Source organism: Planktothrix agardhii (assembly GCF_904830935.1).
GTDB lineage: Bacteria > Cyanobacteriota > Cyanobacteriia > Cyanobacteriales > Microcoleaceae > Planktothrix > Planktothrix agardhii.
Genome location: NZ_LR882952.1, coordinates 2,787,126 through 2,808,738, shown reverse-complemented (window position 1 = coordinate 2,808,738; position 21,613 = coordinate 2,787,126). Strand labels below are relative to the sequence as shown.

Annotated in this window: 20 protein-coding genes and 1 tRNA gene; 4 read left to right on the top strand and 17 right to left on the bottom strand. The window is 42.9% G+C overall.

Translation table 11 applies throughout. From position 1 onward, the window contains the following. Positions 1–173: 173 nt before the first annotated feature. Together NMG88_RS13195 and NMG88_RS13190 are read right to left on the bottom strand one after the other, a co-directional pair. Complete coding sequence (locus NMG88_RS13195) at positions 174–1,145, bottom strand: ABC transporter ATP-binding protein (RefSeq protein WP_026787928.1); 972 nt, start codon at positions 1,143–1,145, stop codon at positions 174–176. A 146-nt stretch (positions 1,146–1,291) separates the two neighbouring features. After that, positions 1,292–2,134 carry a hypothetical protein gene (locus tag NMG88_RS13190; protein WP_052369598.1) on the bottom strand — a complete coding sequence of 281 codons (843 nt, stop codon included), beginning with the start codon at positions 2,132–2,134 and terminating at the stop codon, positions 1,292–1,294. A 95-nt stretch (positions 2,135–2,229) separates the two neighbouring features. Here NMG88_RS13190 and murG point away from each other — a divergent pair, with 95 nt between their 5' ends. After that, on the top strand, positions 2,230–3,294 hold the full coding sequence (murG, locus tag NMG88_RS13185) for an undecaprenyldiphospho-muramoylpentapeptide beta-N-acetylglucosaminyltransferase (RefSeq protein WP_042154803.1): 1,065 nt from the start codon (positions 2,230–2,232) through the stop codon (positions 3,292–3,294). A gap of 150 nt (positions 3,295–3,444) precedes the next feature. Beyond that, entirely contained in the window at positions 3,445–4,101 is a 657-nt protein-coding gene (locus NMG88_RS13180) for a pentapeptide repeat-containing protein (RefSeq protein ID WP_254035505.1), read from the top strand. Between the two features lie 158 nt (positions 4,102–4,259). On the opposite strand, the gene NMG88_RS13175 is transcribed toward NMG88_RS13180, so the two are convergent. The 3 genes from NMG88_RS13175 to NMG88_RS13165 form a co-directional block, all read right to left on the bottom strand. Further along, positions 4,260–4,332, bottom strand: a tRNA-Ala gene (locus NMG88_RS13175). Between the two features lie 103 nt (positions 4,333–4,435). Beyond that, positions 4,436–4,648: a hypothetical protein gene (locus NMG88_RS13170; RefSeq protein ID WP_026787924.1), complete on the bottom strand. Its 213-nt coding sequence runs from the start codon at positions 4,646–4,648 to the stop codon at positions 4,436–4,438. A 167-nt stretch (positions 4,649–4,815) separates the two neighbouring features. After that, on the bottom strand, positions 4,816–5,238 hold the full coding sequence (locus NMG88_RS13165; RefSeq protein WP_254035504.1) for a Fur family transcriptional regulator: 423 nt from the start codon (positions 5,236–5,238) through the stop codon (positions 4,816–4,818). A 143-nt stretch (positions 5,239–5,381) separates the two neighbouring features. On the opposite strand from NMG88_RS13165, the gene NMG88_RS22595 reads away from it, so the two are divergent. Beyond that, positions 5,382–6,095, top strand: a complete 714-nt coding sequence (locus tag NMG88_RS22595; protein ID WP_042154811.1) for a rubrerythrin family protein — start codon at positions 5,382–5,384, stop codon at positions 6,093–6,095. 79 nt (positions 6,096–6,174) lie between these two features. Here NMG88_RS22595 and NMG88_RS13150 read toward each other — a convergent pair whose 3' ends face one another. The 4 genes from NMG88_RS13150 to NMG88_RS13135 form a co-directional block, all read right to left on the bottom strand. Next, complete coding sequence (locus tag NMG88_RS13150; protein WP_026795208.1) at positions 6,175–7,023, bottom strand: acyl-CoA desaturase; 849 nt, start codon at positions 7,021–7,023, stop codon at positions 6,175–6,177. A gap of 192 nt (positions 7,024–7,215) precedes the next feature. Next, on the bottom strand, positions 7,216–7,365 hold the full coding sequence (locus NMG88_RS13145; RefSeq protein ID WP_155806310.1) for a hypothetical protein: 150 nt from the start codon (positions 7,363–7,365) through the stop codon (positions 7,216–7,218). A gap of 292 nt (positions 7,366–7,657) precedes the next feature. Beyond that, positions 7,658–8,146, bottom strand: a complete 489-nt coding sequence (locus tag NMG88_RS13140) for a DUF29 domain-containing protein (RefSeq protein ID WP_042154813.1) — start codon at positions 8,144–8,146, stop codon at positions 7,658–7,660. Positions 8,147–8,312: 166 nt separating this feature from the next. Further along, entirely contained in the window at positions 8,313–8,885 is a 573-nt protein-coding gene (locus NMG88_RS13135) for a Uma2 family endonuclease (RefSeq protein WP_254035503.1), read from the bottom strand. 88 nt (positions 8,886–8,973) lie between these two features. Here NMG88_RS13135 and NMG88_RS13130 point away from each other — a divergent pair, with 88 nt between their 5' ends. Next, positions 8,974–10,476, top strand: a complete 1,503-nt coding sequence (locus NMG88_RS13130) for a polysaccharide deacetylase family protein (RefSeq protein ID WP_052369600.1) — start codon at positions 8,974–8,976, stop codon at positions 10,474–10,476. A 20-nt stretch (positions 10,477–10,496) separates the two neighbouring features. On the opposite strand, the gene cobD is transcribed toward NMG88_RS13130, so the two are convergent. The 8 genes from cobD to NMG88_RS13090 form a co-directional block, all read right to left on the bottom strand. Then, positions 10,497–11,630, bottom strand: coding sequence for a threonine-phosphate decarboxylase CobD (gene cobD / locus NMG88_RS13125; RefSeq protein ID WP_227350797.1), 1,134 nt, complete (start codon positions 11,628–11,630; stop codon positions 10,497–10,499). A gap of 9 nt (positions 11,631–11,639) precedes the next feature. Further along, positions 11,640–11,945: an HU family DNA-binding protein gene (locus NMG88_RS13120; protein WP_026795206.1), complete on the bottom strand. Its 306-nt coding sequence runs from the start codon at positions 11,943–11,945 to the stop codon at positions 11,640–11,642. 841 nt (positions 11,946–12,786) lie between these two features. After that, positions 12,787–15,114 carry an AMIN domain-containing protein gene (locus NMG88_RS13115; protein WP_254035502.1) on the bottom strand — a complete coding sequence of 776 codons (2,328 nt, stop codon included), beginning with the start codon at positions 15,112–15,114 and terminating at the stop codon, positions 12,787–12,789. Positions 15,115–15,234: 120 nt separating this feature from the next. Next, positions 15,235–16,023, bottom strand: a complete 789-nt coding sequence (locus NMG88_RS13110; protein WP_042154821.1) for a pilus assembly protein PilO — start codon at positions 16,021–16,023, stop codon at positions 15,235–15,237. After that, positions 16,020–16,859, bottom strand: coding sequence for a PilN domain-containing protein (locus NMG88_RS13105; protein ID WP_027249915.1), 840 nt, complete (start codon positions 16,857–16,859; stop codon positions 16,020–16,022). Before NMG88_RS13105 ends, NMG88_RS13110 begins: the two co-directional genes overlap by 4 nt. A 44-nt stretch (positions 16,860–16,903) precedes the next feature. Then, positions 16,904–17,995, bottom strand: a complete 1,092-nt coding sequence (gene pilM, locus NMG88_RS13100) for a type IV pilus biogenesis protein PilM (protein ID WP_042154823.1) — start codon at positions 17,993–17,995, stop codon at positions 16,904–16,906. Between the two features lie 188 nt (positions 17,996–18,183). Beyond that, positions 18,184–20,718, bottom strand: coding sequence for a fimbria/pilus outer membrane usher protein (locus NMG88_RS13095; RefSeq protein ID WP_254035501.1), 2,535 nt, complete (start codon positions 20,716–20,718; stop codon positions 18,184–18,186). Positions 20,719–20,844: 126 nt separating this feature from the next. Further along, positions 20,845–21,606 carry a fimbrial biogenesis chaperone gene (locus NMG88_RS13090; RefSeq protein WP_254033909.1) on the bottom strand — a complete coding sequence of 254 codons (762 nt, stop codon included), beginning with the start codon at positions 21,604–21,606 and terminating at the stop codon, positions 20,845–20,847. Positions 21,607–21,613 lie beyond the last annotated feature (7 nt).

Sequence of the window (21,613 nt, the reverse complement as noted above, 5' to 3'; positions counted from 1 at the left end):
GTATTATAACCATAACCTTCTGGATTTGGCAACCCCTTTTGGAAAATATTTTTTTTGGCGCAGGGGAGGTAGGGGGAAAAGCAGATGCTCTATTGTGATCAACGCCTAACGGCATCAAAGGTAAAATCACTATCCCCGTCTACAGTAGACCGAATGTTCTTGGTTTTCCATTCCTAAGTTGGTTTTACCCAGCAAGCAACTTGATGCTCGGTTTCAATCAATTCTAATTTAGGGTTTTCTTGAAAACAATGTTCAATCGCAAATCGACATCGCGGAGCAAAGGGACATCCTAGGGGATAATCTATTAAACTGGGTGGCATTCCAGCAATTGCTTTTAACGGTTCTTGACGAATTTGATCCAGTCGGGGTAAACTTTCTAATAGTCCAATTGTATAGGGATGACGAGGGTTTTTATAGAGTTGATGTACCGTTGCTTGTTCCACAATTTGCCCCGCATACATGACTATAATTCTATCTGCTAATCCTGCTAATAATGCTAAATCATGGGTAATCCAAATGACAGACATTCCCTGTGCATTTTTTAGTTGTTTAACTAATTCTACAACCTGCGCTTGAACAGTTACATCTAAGGCGGTAGTGGGTTCATCTGCGATTAATAATTTAGGTTGACATCCTAAACCCATGGCAATCATTACCCGTTGACGCATTCCTCCAGAAAATTCATGGGGATAGTTTTTTAATCGTTTTTCTGGATTGGAAATTCCCACCTGTTTCAATAGTTTAATAGCTCGGTTTTTAGCTTGTTCTGATGTTAATTTAATATGAATCTGTAATGCTTCTGTAAGTTGTTTACCAATAGTTAAAACCGGGTTAAGAGAAGTCATCGGGTCTTGAAAAACCATCGCAATTTCATGACCCCGAATTTGTTGTAATTGTTGAGGATTGAATTTAATTAAATTTTTACCTTCAAATAAAATTTCACCTTCGGTAATTTTCCCTGGTGGTGATGGAATTAACCCTAAAATTGATAAGACACTAATACTTTTTCCTGACCCCGACTCCCCAACAATTCCTAGGGTTTCCCCTGGATAGACTTGATAGGAAATTCCATTCACAGCATGAACCACCCCATCAAGGGTAAAAAACTTAACAGCTAAATTTTTAACCTCTAATAAAGGAATCATTACGAATGGGTAATTGGTAATTGGTAATTGGTAATTGGTAATTGGTAATTGGTAATTGGTAATTGGTAATTGGTAATTGGTAATTGGTAATTGGTAATTGGTAATTGGTAATGGGTTTTGGGTAATGACTGATGACTGATGACTGATTATTTGACTACTCGTAAGCGTTGGGTGATTAAGGTTACTCCTCCTTGACGCATTAAAATAGCAGAAATCCAATTATTTCCGGCTATATCAGGAGCTTTACCTACTTTGAAAATACCGCCAGAGGGTAAAAATTCTAATTGTAAAAGACCGGAATTGTTATAGGTTTCTGCGGTAATAGGTTCTGTAATGGCGGTTCCAATTAAAATATCATTCTCTAAAGGTTCTTGAACAATTGCATCAATATTAAATTCCTGACCTGCTTTGACTTGTTCTGGGATATTAAAAACTACCGTTGGCGGTTTCTTGCCTAAAGTTAGTTGATTTTTTTCTGCTATAATCTCCTGTTTAATAATTTTTTCCCCTTGAATTTGTTGCTGTGATGTGATGGTGGAAGTTAAGGCAAACTCGCGATTATCAATTTTTTTAGTTCCGGTAATTTCCGTAATAGTTGTTGTGGTTAAAATATCGCCATTTTGTTGCCAAGATTGTAATTCTGTGCGATAATTAAGTTGAGAATATCTATTCCAAAATTCTTTCAGAACCTGTCTCAAACTTTGATAGTCTAATCCATCAGAATTGGTAAAATTAGAGCCATAAAAGCCCATTACCTTTTCCACGTCTCGACGATTAGCGGCGGCATCAATTTGATTTAAAAGATTAGTGACATTGGCGGGGGCTGTTTCTGGGGTTTCGGCATTCGCCCGTAGGGAAATCCCCGTACCCATTCCCCAAAGTATGGTTCCTAGAACTACATAAAATAATGGCTTTGCCCATAAATGGCGCATCTGTACACCATACCTGTTCTGAAAAGATTGTCGTTGAACTATGGGAAAAATTGTCATTGGATTTTCAAAATTAAGAATAGCGATTTCCTGTAAGTTTTATGGTAACTTAAAAAGCCATAACACAAAGTTGAACGTAGTCTAGGGGAGAACACTTGAGTCAAACACCCATTCGCTTACTCATTGCCGCCAGTGGGACAGGTGGACATTTATTTCCGGCGATCGCCACCGCCGAAAACCTGTCTGATTTTGAGATAGAATGGTTAGGTGTACCCGATCGCCTCGAACGAGAATTAGTCCCGTCCCAATATCCCCTCCATACCATCTCCGTTGAAGGCTTCCAGCAACGCCTGGGTTTAGGAACCCTAAAAATCTTAGTCAAATTCGCCCGTTCCCTGGTGCAAGTTCGCCATCTCCTGAAAAAAGGTAAGTTTCGCGGGGTATTCACCACCGGAGGCTATATTGCAGCACCCGCTATTATTGCGGCTCGTTCCCTCGGTCTACCCGTAATTCTCCATGAGTCTAATGCTTTACCTGGAAAAGTGACTCGCAATTTTAGCCCCTGGTGTAATGCCGTGGGTTTAGGGTTTGAAGCGGCTATTCCTTATCTTCCCCGTACTAATACGGTTGTAGTCGGAACCCCCGTGCGTCCCAACTTTCTCCAGACTTCTGCACCCTTATCTTTTTTCCTCCCCGATGAGGTTCCCGTTATTGTGGTGGTTGGGGGAAGTCAAGGGGCGGTAAGTGTGAATAAATTAGTCCGAGAGGCTGCTCCTACTTGGTTTGAAGCCGGGGCGTGGGTAGTCCATTTAACGGGAAATAATGACCCCGACGTCGAGGTGTTAAACCATCCTCAGTATATTAAAATGCCTTTTTATAATGATATGGCAGCCCTGTTTCAACGGGCGACTTTTGCCGTGAGTCGGGCAGGGGCAGGAACCTTAACGGAATTAGCCATTACCCACACCCCCTCAATTTTAATTCCCTATCCCTTTGCCGCCGAAGATCATCAAACCTATAATGCCAAGGTTTTTGCCGGGGCGGGTGCGGCGTGGATGTTTCCACAAAAGGACTTGACCGCAGACCTGTTAGCGAGTAAAGTTTTGTATCTGTTACAATCACCTCAACAGTTACAAAAAATGGCCCAAGCCACCGCCTCCGTTGCCATCACCAACAGTGCAGAACAATTAGGGGATTTAATCAGAAAGCTTGTAGTTTAGAGGGGACTGTATCAACAGTAACGGTTTTTCTCAGTGATTTCCGTCACACTGGGATCAAAACAATATCACAGACAACAGGGATTTCACGCATACCCCAATGCCCGATAATAATAGATGATATAAAAGATAAAGTTTTTTGAGGGTGTGGGTATGAAATTCGCAACAGTAGCCACCACAGTAGTGATGATGATCTTGGGTTTAACTGTTCCCGCTCAGGCTGAGAACTCCGCCCATCTCAAGCAGCTATTGGAAACCAAAAACTGCCCTGGATGTGACCTTAGCGGTGCTCAGTTAGCAGGTGTGAACCTTCAAGGTGCTAATCTTCGAGGTGCCAACTTGAAAGGAGCTAATTTACATGGTGCTAATCTGAATGAAGTTAATTTTAATCGGGCTGTATTGACCGAAGCGAATTTAGAAAGTGCCGATCTAGTTGCAGCTAAGTTACATGGGGCTAATTTAGAGCAATCTAATTTGAGCTATTCTAACCTGAGTTTAGCGGGTTTAGTAATTGCTAATTTAAACCATGCTAACTTGAGTCATGCTAATCTGATTGGAGCAAATTTAGAGAGTGCAGATCTAACGGGTGCTAACCTCAGAAATACTCAACAATCTGTTGCTACTTTAGGTGAAGTGAAGCTAAAAGAAGGCAGTTTATACGGATTTGATGTCAGTGGTGTTAATTTCCGCGATGCCGATTTAACAGGCGCTAATCTCACGGGTGCAAATTTAACCGCTTCAGATTTAGCCGGAGCGACTTTAGAAAATACCACAATGATTAATGCAAATTTAATGGATATTCGTCGTTGAACCTCCACCCCGCGGTAAAACGGGCGAGGATTCCATCTATATAAAAACCTGTAGAAACCAAACCCATAAAATAAAATATCACAACCTATTCAGCATTCCTACCTGGAGGTTTGATATTTTATTTTACTATTCACTGTCCATTGGACACTGTTTCTAAATGGAGCTAAGCGGGCTCGAACCGCTGACCCCCGCAATGCCATTGCGGTGCTCTACCAACTGAGCTATAACCCCTCGCGGTACTTAAATATAGTTGTTTAACGGGTGCTTTGTCAAGTAGTATGAAAAATTTTTTTTAGGAGTGTCGGAGGAAGGTATCCGTCACCCCCAATAGCCACTAAAAGTAATAATAAGCGTGCTGAGACATTTGGGCGAAGTGATCAATACAAGATCCCATCAGGAAGTAAACTAACCCCATAGCGGCGGCGGACAAGGCAACCAAGATCCCGGCCAGCATGAAGGAGTATTCTTTGAACTCCACAGCTTGCTTCATTAAGTGTAATGACCAAGCAACCAGAGCCACATCAATTATTAGAATAGGAATCAACATAAGTTACGTTTCGTAACATTTCCCCTATTCTAACAAGTGTTCCGATCAGAATGCCAGCTTCAGCAATTCCATCACTCCGTAGAAGATCAACAGAGAGGATTCATCCCCCCAAAACCCATTACCCATTACCCAAAACCCATTACCCATTACCTATTACCCATTACCCATCAATCACAGCGATCGCAACAGCCCTTAACCGTAATTTCATAGGCATTCACCCGAAACCCTGGGGGTAAAGGGTTAAGAGGCAAATCACCCAGGACATCCCACTCTAAATCCTGAATTTGCCCACAACACTCACAGACAAAATGGTGATGGGGTTCCACCTTGGCATCATAACGAGTTACCCCTTGATCTAGCAGTACCTCTCGGACTAATCCCACCGATCGCAAAACCGTCAAAGCACTATAAACACTAGCTTTAGAAGCGATAGGAAGTTCCCGATTAATCTCGGTGAGAATATCATCCACTGTCGGGTGATCGTAACGAGACAAGAGATTAGCATAAACCGCAAAACGTTGGGGGGTGATGCGTAACCCCTTTTGCTTCATCTTTTGGCTGATCTCGGTGGTTTTATTCTGACCTTCCATGGCTTGCTATATTAAATCTTCCTTTACAGATCATAACATTTATTTTAAGTAACTGAACTTTAGATCAATCTTATTCTTATCCTTGACAAATTTAAAGCTAAGAATTATTCTTAGATATAGCCAGATCAATAAAAGGAGACACAATGGACTTATCCAACGCAGAAACCGCCAAAAACCTTGAATCTGCCTTTGGTGGAGAATCAATGGCCAATCGCAAATATCTATTTTTCGCAGAAGTTACAAAAAAACTTGGGATGGGGGATTTGTCCAAACTATTTCGAGAAACCGCCAATCAAGAAACAGAACACGCCTTCGCCCATTTCCGCCTCCTGCATCCTGAATTAGTCGTCGCTGACCCCGATGCCCTATCCGACGAAGAAAAGAAAAAAATTGCCGCCCGGTGTTTGGAGTTAGCCATTGAAGGAGAAACCTACGAATACACCACCATGTACCCCGAATTTGCCGCCCAAGCCCGAGTTGATCGGGATCAGAAGGCGGTGAGTGAATTTGAAGAACAAGAGGCTGAGTCCCGGGAACACGCTGGAATTTTCCGCAAAGCCGCCTCTAACTTTGGCTTGTTGGTTCCGATTGAACATCATCACGCCAACCAATATACAGAGGCCCTGAACACACTACACAGTGGGGCTGCGACCGCCAAATCCGCTCCTGGCGATCCTCAAACCCAAAAATGGATTTGTCGCCAATGTTCAATGATTTACGATCCTGTTGTCGGTGATCCTGATTCCGGTATTGCCCCAGGAACAGCCTTTGAAGCCATTCCCGAAGATTGGCATTGTCCGATTTGTGGCGTAACCAAAAAGAGCTTTATGGTTTACGAAGAAGCGATCGCAGCCTAACCCGTTTCCCCCAAATCACAATGAAAAACCCGCCCATCGGATCAACTGTCTTAGGGGGCGGGTTCCCTGTTCCCTATTCTTAGGCTTGTTTTACCCGTTGAGTCGGGGGCATGACCACTTTCTGGGCCAAACCAACGGTTTTTAAAACCCAAATTGACCACCAAGTCATATCGAGTTCCCACCATTTCAGTCCCGCTTTAGCAACATTCGGATAGGCGTGATGGTTATTATGCCAACCTTCCCCGTAGGTAAAAATTGCCGCCCACCAAAGATTCCGAGAATTATCATTGGTGTCAAAGCTGCGGTATCCCCACATATGAGTTACCGAATTAATCAACCAGGTACTATGCCACAACACCACAGCCCGGACAAATACCCCATAAATGACCCATGACCAACCCCCAATGGCATAAAGCAGTAAGGCCACGGGAATTTGCATTAACAGATGATACCGATCTAACCAACAATAAAAGGGATCTCGTGCTAAATCCGGTGCAAATCGTTTGTAGTGTTCAGCGTCAAAAAAGGATGGACGAGGATAGAAAATCCACATCATGTGACTCCACCAAAATCCTCGTTTTGCGGAGTAGGGATCTTTATCTTCATGTTCGGTATGGGCATGGTGCAAACGGTGTCCGGCTACCCAAAAAATCGGCCCCCCTTGCAAGGCACAAACCCCAACTAAAGTAATCCCATATTCTAACCATTTGGGAACTTTAAAACTGCGATGACTTAATAGACGATGGTAGCCTAAACAAATTCCAATACTGCCAAAAAACCAGTGTAGAAACAGCGTAATTCCTAACGCTGACCAGGAAAAAAACCAAGGTGCTAATAAAGCCAGCAAATGGATAATACCGAAAAACGCAACTGTTAAACCGCTTAATTTTGGTTCATTTTCCGGGGAAGTTGCGGTCTGAAACGTCATGAAAATCTCCTCAACTAATAAATGTTTAATTAATCAATGGAAGCCAATCTGGGTTGATTGTAGGATAACAGAAATTTCTATCCATCCTTCCTGAAAAAATTGTGAATCAAAAACTCACCGACTTACCTGGCGATCTCTTGAATAAATCTCTGGTATTTTCATCAACCTTTGATTTGAGTTTAAACAAAATGTTTATCCAGTTGTTGTTGGGTTTAAAGTTCGATCAGCGATGGCGAGATTTTGATCACTCCCTTGAGTATGTATCATTATCAATTGATTCAACAAGCCTGTTTCAGCATTCGTAGCTTCGCTGGCGACTTCGATTCCGGGTTGTGATCGCAAATTTTTTCTTAAGTTCAGACCGGTTTCCTCGTTATCTTAAATTCAAGCCAACCGGATTATATCATGTTTTTGTTGAATTTTAGGATAACTTTCATATTCAAATAAATCTTGGGTTAACACCCCAATCGGAAATTCTGTCAACAGACTCAATTAATTTTGCTATTTTAAGTTGAGTATATAATTACACAATTTTTAGACTAAAATATTTTAGTGTAATTGTCAATAAGTGTTTATCTCTCTTTTGTCGTTCTTCAAAAGGTTTCAAAGCATAGGAACACGATATATCTTATCCCTACTGATCATTTTTTGGGCAATTCTTCTCAGAAGGTAAAAAATCAGGATTAAGAACTTCTTCTACAGTAAAGGGAGACTCCGTGGGAAATAGATTAATAGATAAACCTGTTTCATCTGCGCCTAGTTCCCTGGCATCTTGATAAGATTCATTAAAAATATCTTCAAAAAAACGATATAGACTCGGACTGGTTTTGAAGGTATCTCGGAGGCGTTGACGATGTTCACGAATGGTGTACACCCAACTATTTGTTAGTTTTTCTGGCTGATATTTATATTTGAGTAAGTGCATTAAAAGTACCTTCAAATTACTTTTTAAAGCATTTTTATCGCTTCTCCCCATACTTTCCAGTTCCTCTAGTAAGTTCTCTAAATCTACTTCGGCAAATTTTCCCTCTTTTAATATGTTGATAGTTGTCTGTAACCACAGATAAAAATCCCGATCATAAAGGGATGTTATTGCAGTTGTCGTTGATTGGATAGTGGTCATTTTTTTGACTCCCTTTCTCTTATCTACATAAGTATAACAGATTCCATAATTTATCGCTATATAGGGTCAATAAACCCTGTTTATCACCTACTCAATACTTTGAATAAGTTGCTCATTTCGTAGTGAGTCCTTCAGGACTCTAAGCCCTAAAGGGCTTACTACGAAGTTAATTATCTTCAAAGGTAACATCTTCATATAAAGCCTCGATATGAGTGCGAAAATCAATACTGGTGAGATGAATTTCACTGCCTGAATGATAGAATTGTAATACCCACAAACCTTCGTTATTGCGACGAAAACAGTCTACACGCTGACGTTTTTGGTTAATTAAAACATACTCTTGTAAGGTTTCTAATTGTTGATAGTCGGCAAACTTGTCACCACGATCAAATGCTTCTGTTTTTGGGGATAAAACTTCGATAATTAAACAAGGATATTTTTTATGATTTGTAAATTTTTGATCCCTGGGATCACAAGTTACCATAACATCAGGATAATAATAAATATTAGCCGTATCTATCTGAGCTTTCATATCGGACATATAAACCCGACAACCCCGCCCTCGAACATGATTTCTTAACAGGGTAAATAAGTTTCCAGCGATTGTAACATGAGCATCACTCGCCCCTGCCATTGCATAAACTTGTCCGTCAATATATTCATGTTTGATCGGGCTGGTTTCTTCCCCTGCTAGATAATCTTCTGGAGAAATGTAAGTTTCGTGTTGATTAGCAATCATAGTTTTGAAAATAAAGTTATTTTTAAATTAATTCTAACATTTTGTAGTGAAGCATGAACGCCTCTAAGCCCTGAAGGGCTTACTACAAATGGTAGAATTTGGTAATTTCTTGAAGAAGTGGGGCATCGTGTTAAAAAATTCAAAATGGTTTTATCAAACCTGCATTTATCTCAGTTCATCCTTAATATTCTGGGGTTGCGCGAAGTCCTCCTCGCTGGTTTCACCGACAGAAAAGTCTAACTCAGTAGTCTCCGAAACCCCGAAACCCATCAAAGAAAAACCTGTTAATAGTTTAGGAGGTTATTTCTATTCCAACGGTGAAAACGCTTTGGGCCCGTTTACCCAGGGAATGCTGCAAAAATGCCGTGACTTGGATGGTGGTAATGTCTGTAATACCCAGGAATGGCCCGAACCCTTATTCCTCAAAGCCTATGGAAACGGGCGTTGTCCCGATGGGAGTCGCCTGAATCAAATTTTGGGCTATTGCGTAGAAGGAAATCAGGCCTTGGGCCCTTTTTCCCAGAAACTTGTCGCCGCCTGTAAGGATGCTGATGGGGGTGATGCTTGCGGGTCAACTCGCTGGAGTTCCGATTTACTGTATAAACTAATTCAGGATCAAAATCCGGTAGCAGGTCGTCCCCCTCAGTTTGTACTACTGGCTTTTGATGGCTCCTATTCCCTAGATGCCTGGAAAAAATCTCGCAACTTTACTCAAAGTATGGCGAAAAAAAATATTTCGGCTCACTTTACCTATTTTATTAGTGGGGTTTATTTTGTAAATAATGAGAAACGCAACCTCTATAAACCCCCTGGGGGCAAGGGTCAGGGACGGTCTGCCATTGGTTGGGGTGGCACTAAGCAAGAGATTAATCTCCGTCTGGAACAGTTAAATCAAGCATACCAAGAGGGTCATGAAATTGGCTCCCATGCGGTGGGTCACTTTGATGGGAGTCGCTGGAGTGAGGCGGACTGGAAAAAAGAGTTTAACTATTTTGATCAGTTTATTTTTGATGCCTACAAAATCAATGGTTTGAAGGGTGCTTTTGCCTTTGACCGCAGTGCTATTCAAGGTTTTCGCGCTCCTGAGTTGGGTCAGAGTCTGGGTTTATACAAAACTTTGAAGAAAACCGGATTTCGCTATGATACGAGCAAAGTAGCAGCGGCGAATTACTGGCCAAAACAAGAAAATGGGATTTGGAATTTTCCCCTGGCTTCTTTAACAACGGCAATTACCCGCAAAAATGTTCTATCAATGGATTATAACTTTTACTATCTCCATTCTCAGGCAAAACCAAATTCTAGTAATGCCAAGCGCTATGAAGAAGATACTTTTCAAACTTATTTAAAATACTTCAATAGTAACTATTCTGGCAACCGTGCGCCTGTAAATATCGGTCATCACTTTTCAGCTTGGAATCAGGGAGCTTACTGGAATGCGCTATTTCGTTTTGCTGAGGAGGTTTGTGGGAAACCAGAAGTTCGGTGTGTCACCTATAGCGAGTTGGCGGATTTTATGGATTTACAAACCCCTGAACAAATTGCTGTTTATCAGAAGGGGGATTTTCCCAAAATAGAAGCTGAGTTGAACTGATATAGCAGGGAACAGCCCCCCTAGCCCACCGTGCACGGGGGGTTTGGGGGGGCTGTTTCCTGTTCCCTGCTATAATCCCTTAACGCCTCAATTAACCTTTGATTCTCGGCTTCGGTTCTAATTGCAACTCGGAAATAGCGATCGCCCAAACTGGCAAAACTCAAACAATCTCGAATTAGAATTCGGTGTTTTTTTAATAGATTTAATTGCAATTTAGAAACCGAAACATCAGATTCTACTAAAATAAAATTAGCCGCACCCGGATAGGGTTTTAATCCTGATATATTAGCTAAATTATGATATAATTGAGGACGGGATTCTTCTAACCAATTCCAGGTTTGTTGTTGAAATTCATGATCTTTTAAAACAGCAATTCCCGCCGCCACCGCCAAACTATTTACAGGCCAAGGATCGCGCCACCGTTGCCATTTTTCTAAGCGTTGGGGATGGGCGATCGCATATCCTAAACGCAATCCGGGTAAACTATAGAATTTGGTTAGCGATCGCAATATCACTAAATTTTCATATTCCTTCACCCAAGAAACTAAACTTTGCTGTTGAGTGGGAAGTAAAAAATCCATAAATGCCTCATCCACCACCACCAAAGCAAACTGTTTTAAGGATTCTAATAATATTTCAGCCGTAAACAGTTTTCCGGTGGGATTATGGGGATTATTTAATAATAACCCCGATTTAGAACTCAAGGGTTGAGGCATAGAGAAATCTAACTCAACAGAGGTCATCGCAAGCGGACACTCAATCACATTCCCCTCAAAAGCCCTGAGTGAGCGCCCATAGTCCCCAAAGGCAGGAGTCAGTAAATAGGTCGCATCTAATGCCGCTAATTCCCGTCCTGCCCAGGTCAGTAACTCTGCGGCCCCATTTCCGGGTAAAACCCAATCCGCCCCTAGGAAGTTCGATCCGGTTTCGCGGTTGATTTGAGTGGCGATCGCTTCCTTCAATTCTCCATAATCGGGATTGGGATAGGCTTTTAAATCCCTCAGATGGTCTTGAATTGCCACCAGCGCCGACAAAGGCGGCCCCCAAGGATTAATACTGGCAGAAAAATCCAGAATATCCAAGGGAGAGCAGTCGGCCACGGTCGCAGCCCAAATCAAATTTCCACCATGACGGGGTGAATGGGTTGCTTCCACGCCTAGAAATTAGTCCTCATCACTGTCTGGCTCTGCTTTGGTATTAGCCACTTTTTCCTTGAATAGTTTACCCGATGAAAAAGCCGGGACTTTGGTGGCTGGAATTTCCATTTTTTCCCCAGTTTTCGGGTTACGACCCTCACGGGCTTTCCGTTCGCGGGACTCAAAGGAACCAAAGCCAACCAGTGTCACTTTGTCATCATTGGAAACTGCTTCCATGATGGTTTCTAAAGCTGCCGTTAACACCGCATCAGCTTGTTTTTTGGTCACACTGGCCCGTTCTGCTACGGCGTCCACTAATTCACCTTTGTTCATTTGAGTTTTTACTCCTTAGAATTGGCATGAAGCAATCAATAGTATAGCTGTTGACTGTTGACTCGTAAGAGCGAAGTGACTGATCTATGTCAACTTAAAGCGAGCAGTAAGCTATAAATTTTAGTTGAAACTGGGTTTTACCCCCCCCTAGCCCCCCCTTGGTAATGGGGGGAACTGGATTCAGAGTCTCCATTGGTAAGGGGGGAACTGGGTTTTACCCCCCCCTAGCCCCCCCTTGGTAATGGGGGGAACTGGGTTTTACCCCCCCTAGCCCCCCCTTGGTAATGGGGGGAACTGGGTTTTACCCCCCCCTAGCCCCCCCTTGGTAATGGGGGGAACTGGGTTTTACCCCCCCCTAGCCCCCCCTTGGTAATGGGGGGAACTGGGTTTTACCCCCCCTAGCCCCCCCTTGGTAATGGGGGGAACTGGGTTTTACCCCCCCCTAGCCCCCCCTTGGTAATGGGGGGAACTGGGTTTTACCCCCCCCTAGCCCCCCCTTGGTAATGGGGGGAACTGGGTTTTACCCCCCCCTAGCCCCCCCTTGGTAATGGGGGGAACTGGGTTTTACCCCCCCTAGCCCCCCCCTTGGTAATGGGGGGAACTGGATTTTACCCCCTTGGTAATGGGGGGAACTGGGTTTTACCCCCCCCTAGCCCCCCCTTGGTAATGGGGGGAACTGGGTTTTACCCCCCTAGCCCCCCCTTGGTAATGGGGGGAACTGGATTCTACCCCATTGGTAAGGGGGGGAACTGGATTCAGAGTCTCCATTGGTAATGGGGGAACTGGATTCTAACCCCATTGGTAAGGGGGGCAGGGGGGTAAAAAGGGCTGTATTACTGATTTATCGTCTTTGCATCATCCGTAAGGCATCGGGACTAGGGCTATATTCATAACCGTAGGGAGCGCGATCGCTGTCATCCAAAATTTGAGGCGTGACTAACACAATCACTTCCGCCCGTTGGTTTTGCTTATTGGTTCTGCGGAACAAAGAGCCCACAATGGGTAAATCCCCTAATAATGGAATTTTGCTCACTGTAGCCCGTTCCTGTTCCTGAATAATCCCCGATAAAATCAAGGTTTGACCATCGCGCAAACGGATTAAACCAGATTCGACCGTCCGGCTGAGAATTTGACGGGCAAAATCACCACCACCAGCATCGACTTGATCTCCGGGGGCACTGACAGTGGGGTTAATTCGCATGGAAACAAAGCCATTATCATCAATCCGTTCCACGTTAACATCCAGGGTTAAACCCACATTTTGAAAGTCAAAGTTTTTGTTTTCCCTTGTCCCGGAAACCGTGTCTGAAAAGGTTGTTGTAACTGATTTAACAATTTCTTCAACTAAGGCAACTTTGGCTGTTTCTCCCTCCTGAACCACTAAGGTCGGATCGGTGAGAATCTTAGCATTGCCACTAATAATTTGAGCGGTCAAAGTGGATAAGAACTTGCGGGGATATTGGAAGAAGGGAAAAATGCTATTAGTGGTTGAACCTAAAGCCGTTAGGGCTCCAGTGGCTAAATTTCTGGTAAAGGGTGTGTAATCGGAAACCCCGACTTGACCGGGACGCTCGGTTACAGGGGCAATCGGGTCTAAACTCACCCCTCCTCCGGGGGCAGTTAAAGGATTAACCGCCAATCCATTCCGATTATAAAAAGGCGCCTGACCAGCAAGGGGAGTATTCGGAACAATCGGTCGCCCATTAATCCCACTGGTCGCGGTTGTTCGGTTGGGGGGATTATACCCACCAAAATTAACCGATGCCGCACCGCCATCATTGACAAAGAAGGTATCGTTAACTCCAAAGGAGAAACTACTACTGGCGGCTTCTTCTCCACTCAAATTGACGTCAACAACTTTAACGTTAACGGCGACTTGACGTTGACGTAAATCAAGCTGGGTTAACATCGCCACGGCGGTTTCTACTAAGTGTGGCGGGCCAACCAGAGTAATAGAATTGAGTCGCTCATCGACGGAGATGGATAATCCTCTGAGCACCAGGGGACTATCGGACTCTTTAGCTGCTAAGGATGTAATTGCGGGTGTTCGGGTTTCCACAAATCTTGAATTAATTCCTGTCCCCACTTCCTCAATCCGAATTTGATCGACCTGAATTTGAGTTCCTGCCCCTTGACTACTCAAAAAACCTGCTGCGGTATTTGCGGGAACCTGATTCAGTCTGAGACTGCGAACTACAACATCACTGGCAGCAGTAGGCAGTTTTACCCCGACAAAAATCGTATTCCCGACACGATTAGCTTGTAATCCACTTAAACGCAAAACATAGTTAAAAACATCCTCAACGGACTCATTTTCAATATCCAAGGATATCTTGCGGTTGAGAATCTGTTTTTCTTCCTTCTCATCATTGGGTGCTCTGAAGTCACCACTTGCGGAATCTTTGATTAAATTACTGATTGCTAAGTTGAGTCCAGCAGTTCTCGCTAATAATGCTAAAACATCACTCACCGGGGCATCTCGTAATACTAAACGGGGAATCCGTTGAGTGGTATTTAGTCGAATTGTTGGGATTCCGGCGTTAATATTAGAAACGGCAATATCTCCCAAGGGTGGGGCAACGGCCCGGGGAAGGAAAGGCGGAGCCGCATCGGAAGGGCGAATCCCACTCTGGGGAACATTGCGACCACCAATAGTAATTTGAGGATCGGGAACTAATACGGGTTGGGAGCCTGTGGCTGGGGGGGCTGGAGGTACGGGCGGTGCCGCTGGGGGGACTTGATTAGGTACTTGGGCCACAGCACCCGCAGATGCACCCATACTAATCACAATGCCTTCGTTAGACCCTTGCATAATTCGGGCTTCGGGGGGACTATTCACCCCACTGACAATCACCCGCACACTGGTAGAATCCAGTTGGGTCACTACTACAGAGGCAATACCGGGGATAGGATTATTTTGTTGAAAGTTTTGTTTTTGGGCCGGAAGTTGGGTATTAATAATATCGGCAACAAAATCATTGCCGCGTCTGACCACAAATACTTCCGGTCGTTCTCCGCTACGGGTGACTAAGACTAAAGCCACTTCCCCGTTCATTTCCACCAGTCGGATATCTTGGACTTGGGTTTGTGCAAATGCCGGGGTTGGTGCGACAATGGCGATCGCAGCACCTGTTAAAATTCCTGCACCAATTCTTTGAAAATGTTTCACGTTTGCTCCTCAACACAAGATCTAAATTTCGGATGTTAGTTAATAGCCAACACCTCAACGTCTCAACACTTCAATTGTCAATATCCTGCTACCTTACAACAACTTTGGCCTAAATTCCAATTATTTAGGAGGTTCAGCAGCAGCCGCGGCAGCCGCAGCTTTAACTTCTTCTTGACTCAAGGGTAATAATACCTGTAATTCAAAATTGCTTTTTAGGCGTCTTTGAGGTTGATTCGCAGAGGGAACAAATTTCCCTTGTCGATATTCTCCCTCAATCACGGAGGTTGCATCCCCCAATTGGGATTTTAAGCCTCTAACCACTAACAGGGGTTGTAGTCTTTCCAAGGCAACTAAAAACTGGCGAGTTTGCTCAAAACTGCCTGTAAATTCAACCTCATATCTGCGTCTTCTGAGTTTGCCATTCACATCTGCCCCTAGGCTACTATCGTTAACAATCTCGTCCCTGTCTTCTGGTTTTTCTGGTAGAATCGGTTTAAACTGGGTGAGTTGGGCTAGTTTGTCACCATCAATTATCCCAGCATTAATTTTATTAATCTGTTCGTTAATATCAAATAACAGAGTTTCTAAACTAGCATCATCGGCAAATAAAGCTGTAACTGTATCTCGACGAATTTTAGCGTCTGCTAATTCTTTTTTAGCCTTATCTTTTTCGCGTAAACGTTGATCTTGTTTCTCAATTTCGTCTTGTTTAGTTTTAATATCTCCCCGCAGAGTTTGGCCTATGGTTAAGGTGGGAAGCACGAATTGATAAATTAAGAAACCCGCTACGAGGACGCCAACAACTCCCGCACCAATTCCCATGATTTTTGGTGTTAAGGCAATGCCAAAGATAACTGGCCCACTGTCTTCGCCGTCTACATCTTGAATAAATTCATTGGCTACGGTCATTGCTTGATGACTCCTTTTTCCTGAAGGGTTTTAATCCGATTAACTAATCCTAAAGCTCCTTTACTTTGAAGCTCGGGTAACAACTCGGAGGCGCTGGCTCGACTGAGATTTGTTTCAATCGTATATTTGACCACCGATTCTAACTGGGGTTTAAGATTCCCCGTGTCCGTACCAGCGAGTTTGGATACAAGTTGAGTGGGATTCTCTTCTAATTTAGCCGAAATTAATCGGGTTTTTTCCCCATTAAAAAAGGGGGATTGATTCAGTAATAATATAAAGTCATTAATTTGGGTAAAAGAGTTAGCCACTCCTGAAATTTCTAATTTAGCGGTTGCTGGATCTGGTGGAGGGGGCGGGGCGGCCGCTTGACCGTCGGCGGAGGCTGCTGCGGGTGGGGGTGCGGCTGCTGCCACTGGGATGATTTCGGGTTCAGTTTGTTTAATATCAATAATTCTCACCCCGGCGACCTGCATCAGTTGTCCTAATTCCAGGCTGAGGGCTGACCAGGGTTTAATCTGATTAAATACGGTGGCCAGGGCGTCGGCTTCCTGATTGGCTTGCTTGGTTTGGTCATTAATTTGATCTAAGGCTTGTACCTCCGATGTTTTTGTGCCCAAGGTGGCAACGAGGGTATCGAGTTCTTTTTGTAAATCGGCATTTTGTCGGTCAAAAATCAACCAAGCTCCGCCAATGATGGCATTTAGGACTACAGCCGCCCCAACACCGATTAAAATAGGAGTCTGGTCAATATTCTTGGTGTAACTCACCTGTTGTCGAACTTCCCGTTCTAATAGATCGGGTCGATCATTCAAAAAGTTGATCTCTAAGTTATACATAATCAGTTAAGGGATTGACGGTTTACGGCTGAGTGATCCCCGATTTAGGTCATTCGCATTCCTAAACCTAATGCCACTCCTAAACTAGCACGTTGTTCTGGGGGAATTTCCCGCTCAAAGGCAAGGGCGAGGGATTCAATCGGGTCAACTTGGGTGGCAGGCATGGCCAACCGTTGCATGAAAAACTCATCGAGTTGTCCAATCGCAGCCCCGGGGCCAGTTAATAGTAACTGCGCCATTTCTAAGCCATCACTTTGATTAATATAAAAGTCAACGGAGCGACGTAGTTCATCGGCTAATTCGGCGAAAACCTTAATGATGGCATTGGTTCCGGGATTCGGATCGTTTAATGCTCCCATTGTATCAGTCACGGGAAGGGTCATGGCCTGTAATTCACTGATATCCCTCGTAGGAGGTAAATTCATGGCACTATTTAAGGCACTTTGCACTTGGAACAGACCAATAGGAATGGCGCGGTTAAACTGGGGAATGCCATTGACAACAATCGCCAATTCCGTACTATCAAATTGAATATCGGCAATAATCGCGGCTTCGGTGGAGGAAAACTGCTCAAGTTGATGTTTTAGGGTACGAATCAGAGAAAAACTACTAACTTCTAATACAGTAACTTTTAAACCTGCTTGAGCAAAGGTTTCTACATAGGTATCCGTCACTTCTTTGCGGGTGGCGACTAATAAAACCTGTACTTTTTCGATGCCATCCTCATCTACAAATCGCCCTAATTTTTGATAATCGACGTCTCCTTCTTCCCTGGGAAATGGGAGGTACAATCCCGACTCGGCGTTCATGTATTCTTTGAGTTCGTCGTCATTGAGTTCGGCGGGAACCGGAATAATCCGGGTTACGGCTTCCCGTCCGGGGATGGATGTACCAACGGTCTTAGCTTTGATATTGTTATCGGTGACAGTGGACTGAATTAACTCCGCCATGGCTGGAGTATCGACAATTTGGCCATCTTGGACAATGCCCTCGGGAACCGGAGTGGTCGCTAAGGTGACTAACTTTAATTGGTTGCCTTTTTTCCGCAGTTCCACCAGATTAATTCGCTCTGTGGCTAATTCAATTCCGACTCCTGGCTTCCGCTTGGAGAACAATCCTTGTAATAAACTAACCATAGTTGTCGTTTAATTGATTGATTCTGTATTTTAGCTGACCTGTACCGATACCGTTAAAATTCTCGATTCTGGATAAAGATACAGATTTATGGTACAACATTCAACCCTAGATGATGAGCCTGATCCTGCTGAATCGCGGGGTTAATTTTCGTGAAGATAACACTTTCAAATCAACCTGATATTAATGATTAAGGAAATTGAAGCGTCCCGGTATCATATATTCCGGTTGCATTCGCGGGGATTTCAAACTCCATTTCTGCTGGAGGGTTGGTAAATAATTTAATTTGATAGCGACCTGGTTTTAATCCAGCAGTGGCAAATCTACCTGATCGATTTGTAAACAGAGTCACAGGCTGCCAATTCCTATCAGAAAGAGAAACAATTTCTCCTGATTGTAATGAAACGGGTTCACCATTAGCATTTAATAATATCCCTCGCAAAAATACAGTTGCATCTGTTCCAACTTTCACTAATGTCCCACTTCGATAACTGGGTAAAATTGTAATGTTACGATTCCCTAAATCCATTCCCGCAGGTAAATTAGGTGCATCAATAATCAGATTTGAAATGTTATAAGGATCTAAATTAGGAACAACAGCAAACCCAAAACGATCAATGCGGGCTGTATCACCATTTAAACTGGGATTAATTACAATTTCTTGATCTCTAACACTGTCTTTGGGAACGACGATAGCAAAACTATTATTAATCGGACGTGACCAGCCAAACTGACCGTCTGCAAACACCAAGGCGGTAGCAAAACTGAGTTTACTGGTATTTGCGATCCCACCATCTCCATCGACGGTAAAAACCGCATCATTGGATAAATCCCAATTGAAGTAATAGCCGGTATAAGATAACCGTCCGGTCAAATTATAACTTCGGTCATTTTGAGTTAAACCCAGGGACATTTTGGGTCTTCCAATGGTTCGTAAGGGGTTATAACTCCAGTTTAAACTATTCTTATATTGTCCATTATTATTAACATCTGATGAAACTTGTATTGATTGACGAATTTTGGGAATTGACCAGGATAAATTGATAAAAGCACGTTGTTGCTCAAAACCGTTTTGATCACGATTTTGACTGAGGTTTAACCTCATATTTAAGCCATTTCGGAAGGATTTAGAAAGACCTAAGCTGAGGCTATAAGTATTGGGAGTGTCTCGCCCGAATTTATATCGGGTGCTGAGATTTCCTCTGATTTTCCAGAATAATTGTTGGCTATAATTTGCCGTAATATCGTAAAAAAAATCATTATTGGGGTTGTCTTCTCCGACTCGACTAAAATTTTCTCCTCTGGTTTCTAGGGTTAATCGAAAGGAACGTTGAGACGGATTATTAACACCCAATTTTGAATATTCATAACGCAACCGCGCTGCATAATCAATTCCTAATTCGGGTTCGTGACTGAGGGCCATATCCCAGCCCAAATTCCCGTAACGAGTTGCCCAACTTCCTTCTAAACCGATAATTTGCTGATCAAAATTAGCTTGTAAATAACTACCTGCGGTTAAGCGATTACTAACCCCTAAACGGTGGGATAACGTTAAAATTGGTTCAGTAAAATCATAATTGCGATCGCCTGAACTATCGGTAGTTGGAAAACCCAAACTATAGGCAAATTGTTGAACTCCGGGTGCTAATAAATCGGCTCCAACTGGATGATAAAAATTCAGTCTTTGTACCCGACCAAGATTATCTGTAATCACTAATTCTACATCATTTGTTCCTGTACTCAGAGGCAAATCACGAATATCTTGCCGTCCGGCGGGTAACTGTAAGGTTCGTTCTAATCGACCATTTACTAATACATCAACTCTCGAATCACTTTCTAATAAAAATTCATATTGACTAATCGGTCGAGTAACAATATGGGGTTGTAAACTAAAATTTCTAGCGACAGAAATTCCGATTTGAGATTGACTATTTTGATAACCTGTAACCGGAATTGAAAGATCACCGATCACATACCGTAAAGCTTGATCGGGTGCATCCCGAACCAGTCGCAAATCTCCTCGGATAAAAGCAGGTTCTCGACCTTCGGTAAAATCGCTGCGTCCCTCAAACACCCAATTTTTATAATTCAAAGCCCCATCTAAGCCAAAACTGAGGGGTTGACGTCCGATTTTGGTTTGTTCTGAACCCCACCAAATATAGTCTTGATCAGCACGAAAATTAACATAACCACTGAATGTACTAGGACGGATTGCATTTTCAGCACCAGGGGGTAATCTGCGTTCGGTTAAACTGGCAACATTGGTGCGTTTTTGAGTCGGTGGAACTTGAATTTGTAGTTCTAATTTAGAGCGATCAAAAGTTGCTTCTAAGCCATTTTGTCGTAAAATTTCTAAGCTGAGATTCCCTTCAATATCAACTGCATTGGTTAGTTTAGTTTGGGTATCTGGACGAATCACCTTTTCTGTTTCTGTTAATAAAGGTGCGGCTTGAATTTGAACTTCGGATATATTTCCCAGGGTTAGTAATACCTCTCCTCTTTTTTGTCCATCAATAAAAAAGGGTACGATGACCTTCTGTGCTTGGTTACGCGGCTTGCCAAAAATCTCCTCAAATGTCGGGTCTGGGTTTTGAGTTTCAGGAGCTAAAGTGGGGGATGGAGAAGGTGAATCTTGCCCTAAAGTTGGTAAAGGATTAAATAGAATTGAACTAAACCCTAAAAACAACAGTAATTGTAAATAATTAGGCTTGATTTTTAGTTTCATCCAGAAACCAGTTTTGCGATAGCAAGTCTCAATGAATTGATGTAGACTTGCTAGATCTTTAATTTCTATTAACCTGAGATGATTAAATCTTTTCTAAGAAGGCTATTTTAGAGCATCTTAGCTTGATTATTCAACATCTTTAAATGTAAATGTTCCTGTGACTTCACCGATGGGTAATTGTTGGGGCCAAGGAATCGTAAATTTCCGTTTATTTCCTGCTAAAATAACTCCATTATTAATTCCTTCTAATTGTTCTGGTTTCAAAGTCAATTGATTTCCTTGACTGGTTAGGTTTAAATTTAATTCTGATAAGACAGCACGACGAGTTCCTTGGTTATCAAAAGTAACGACTAAGAGATCGTTACCATCTGTTCCTTTTTCGTGAGAGATGCTATTCAGGACAACATTTGATTCGGCATTTTTGGGGCGAATATAAACTGATCCCATATAACGAAACATCATCTTGATTCCGCCTGTTATTGTTTCAGGTTGTGATGCTTCTGGTTTTTCGAGATTAATCGGTAATTGTTCAGCAACAAGGCGATAAGCGAGTTCTTTTTCTGGGTTGGGATTTCCTAACCACGTCACCCGTACAGATTGTACACCTTGGGGTGGTAATATCATTTGGGATGGATAAACTAAAAAATCATCATCAGCACTTTCGGTGGTTTCTTCACCGTCTAAGCTAATTTTTCGCTCGACCATTGAAAGTTCAACGGCGATTTGTTCTGCACTATCATTAATAACTTGATAGGACTGGGTTGCACCTGCTCCTGCTGGTTCAAATACCCTAGAAATCGGATCTAATTTGAAGGCTAATGCGGGTGAAATCCCACTTAATATTACAAATAAAATAAAACTAAAAAAGTGTCGAATTGAAAGTTTCATGATTTAA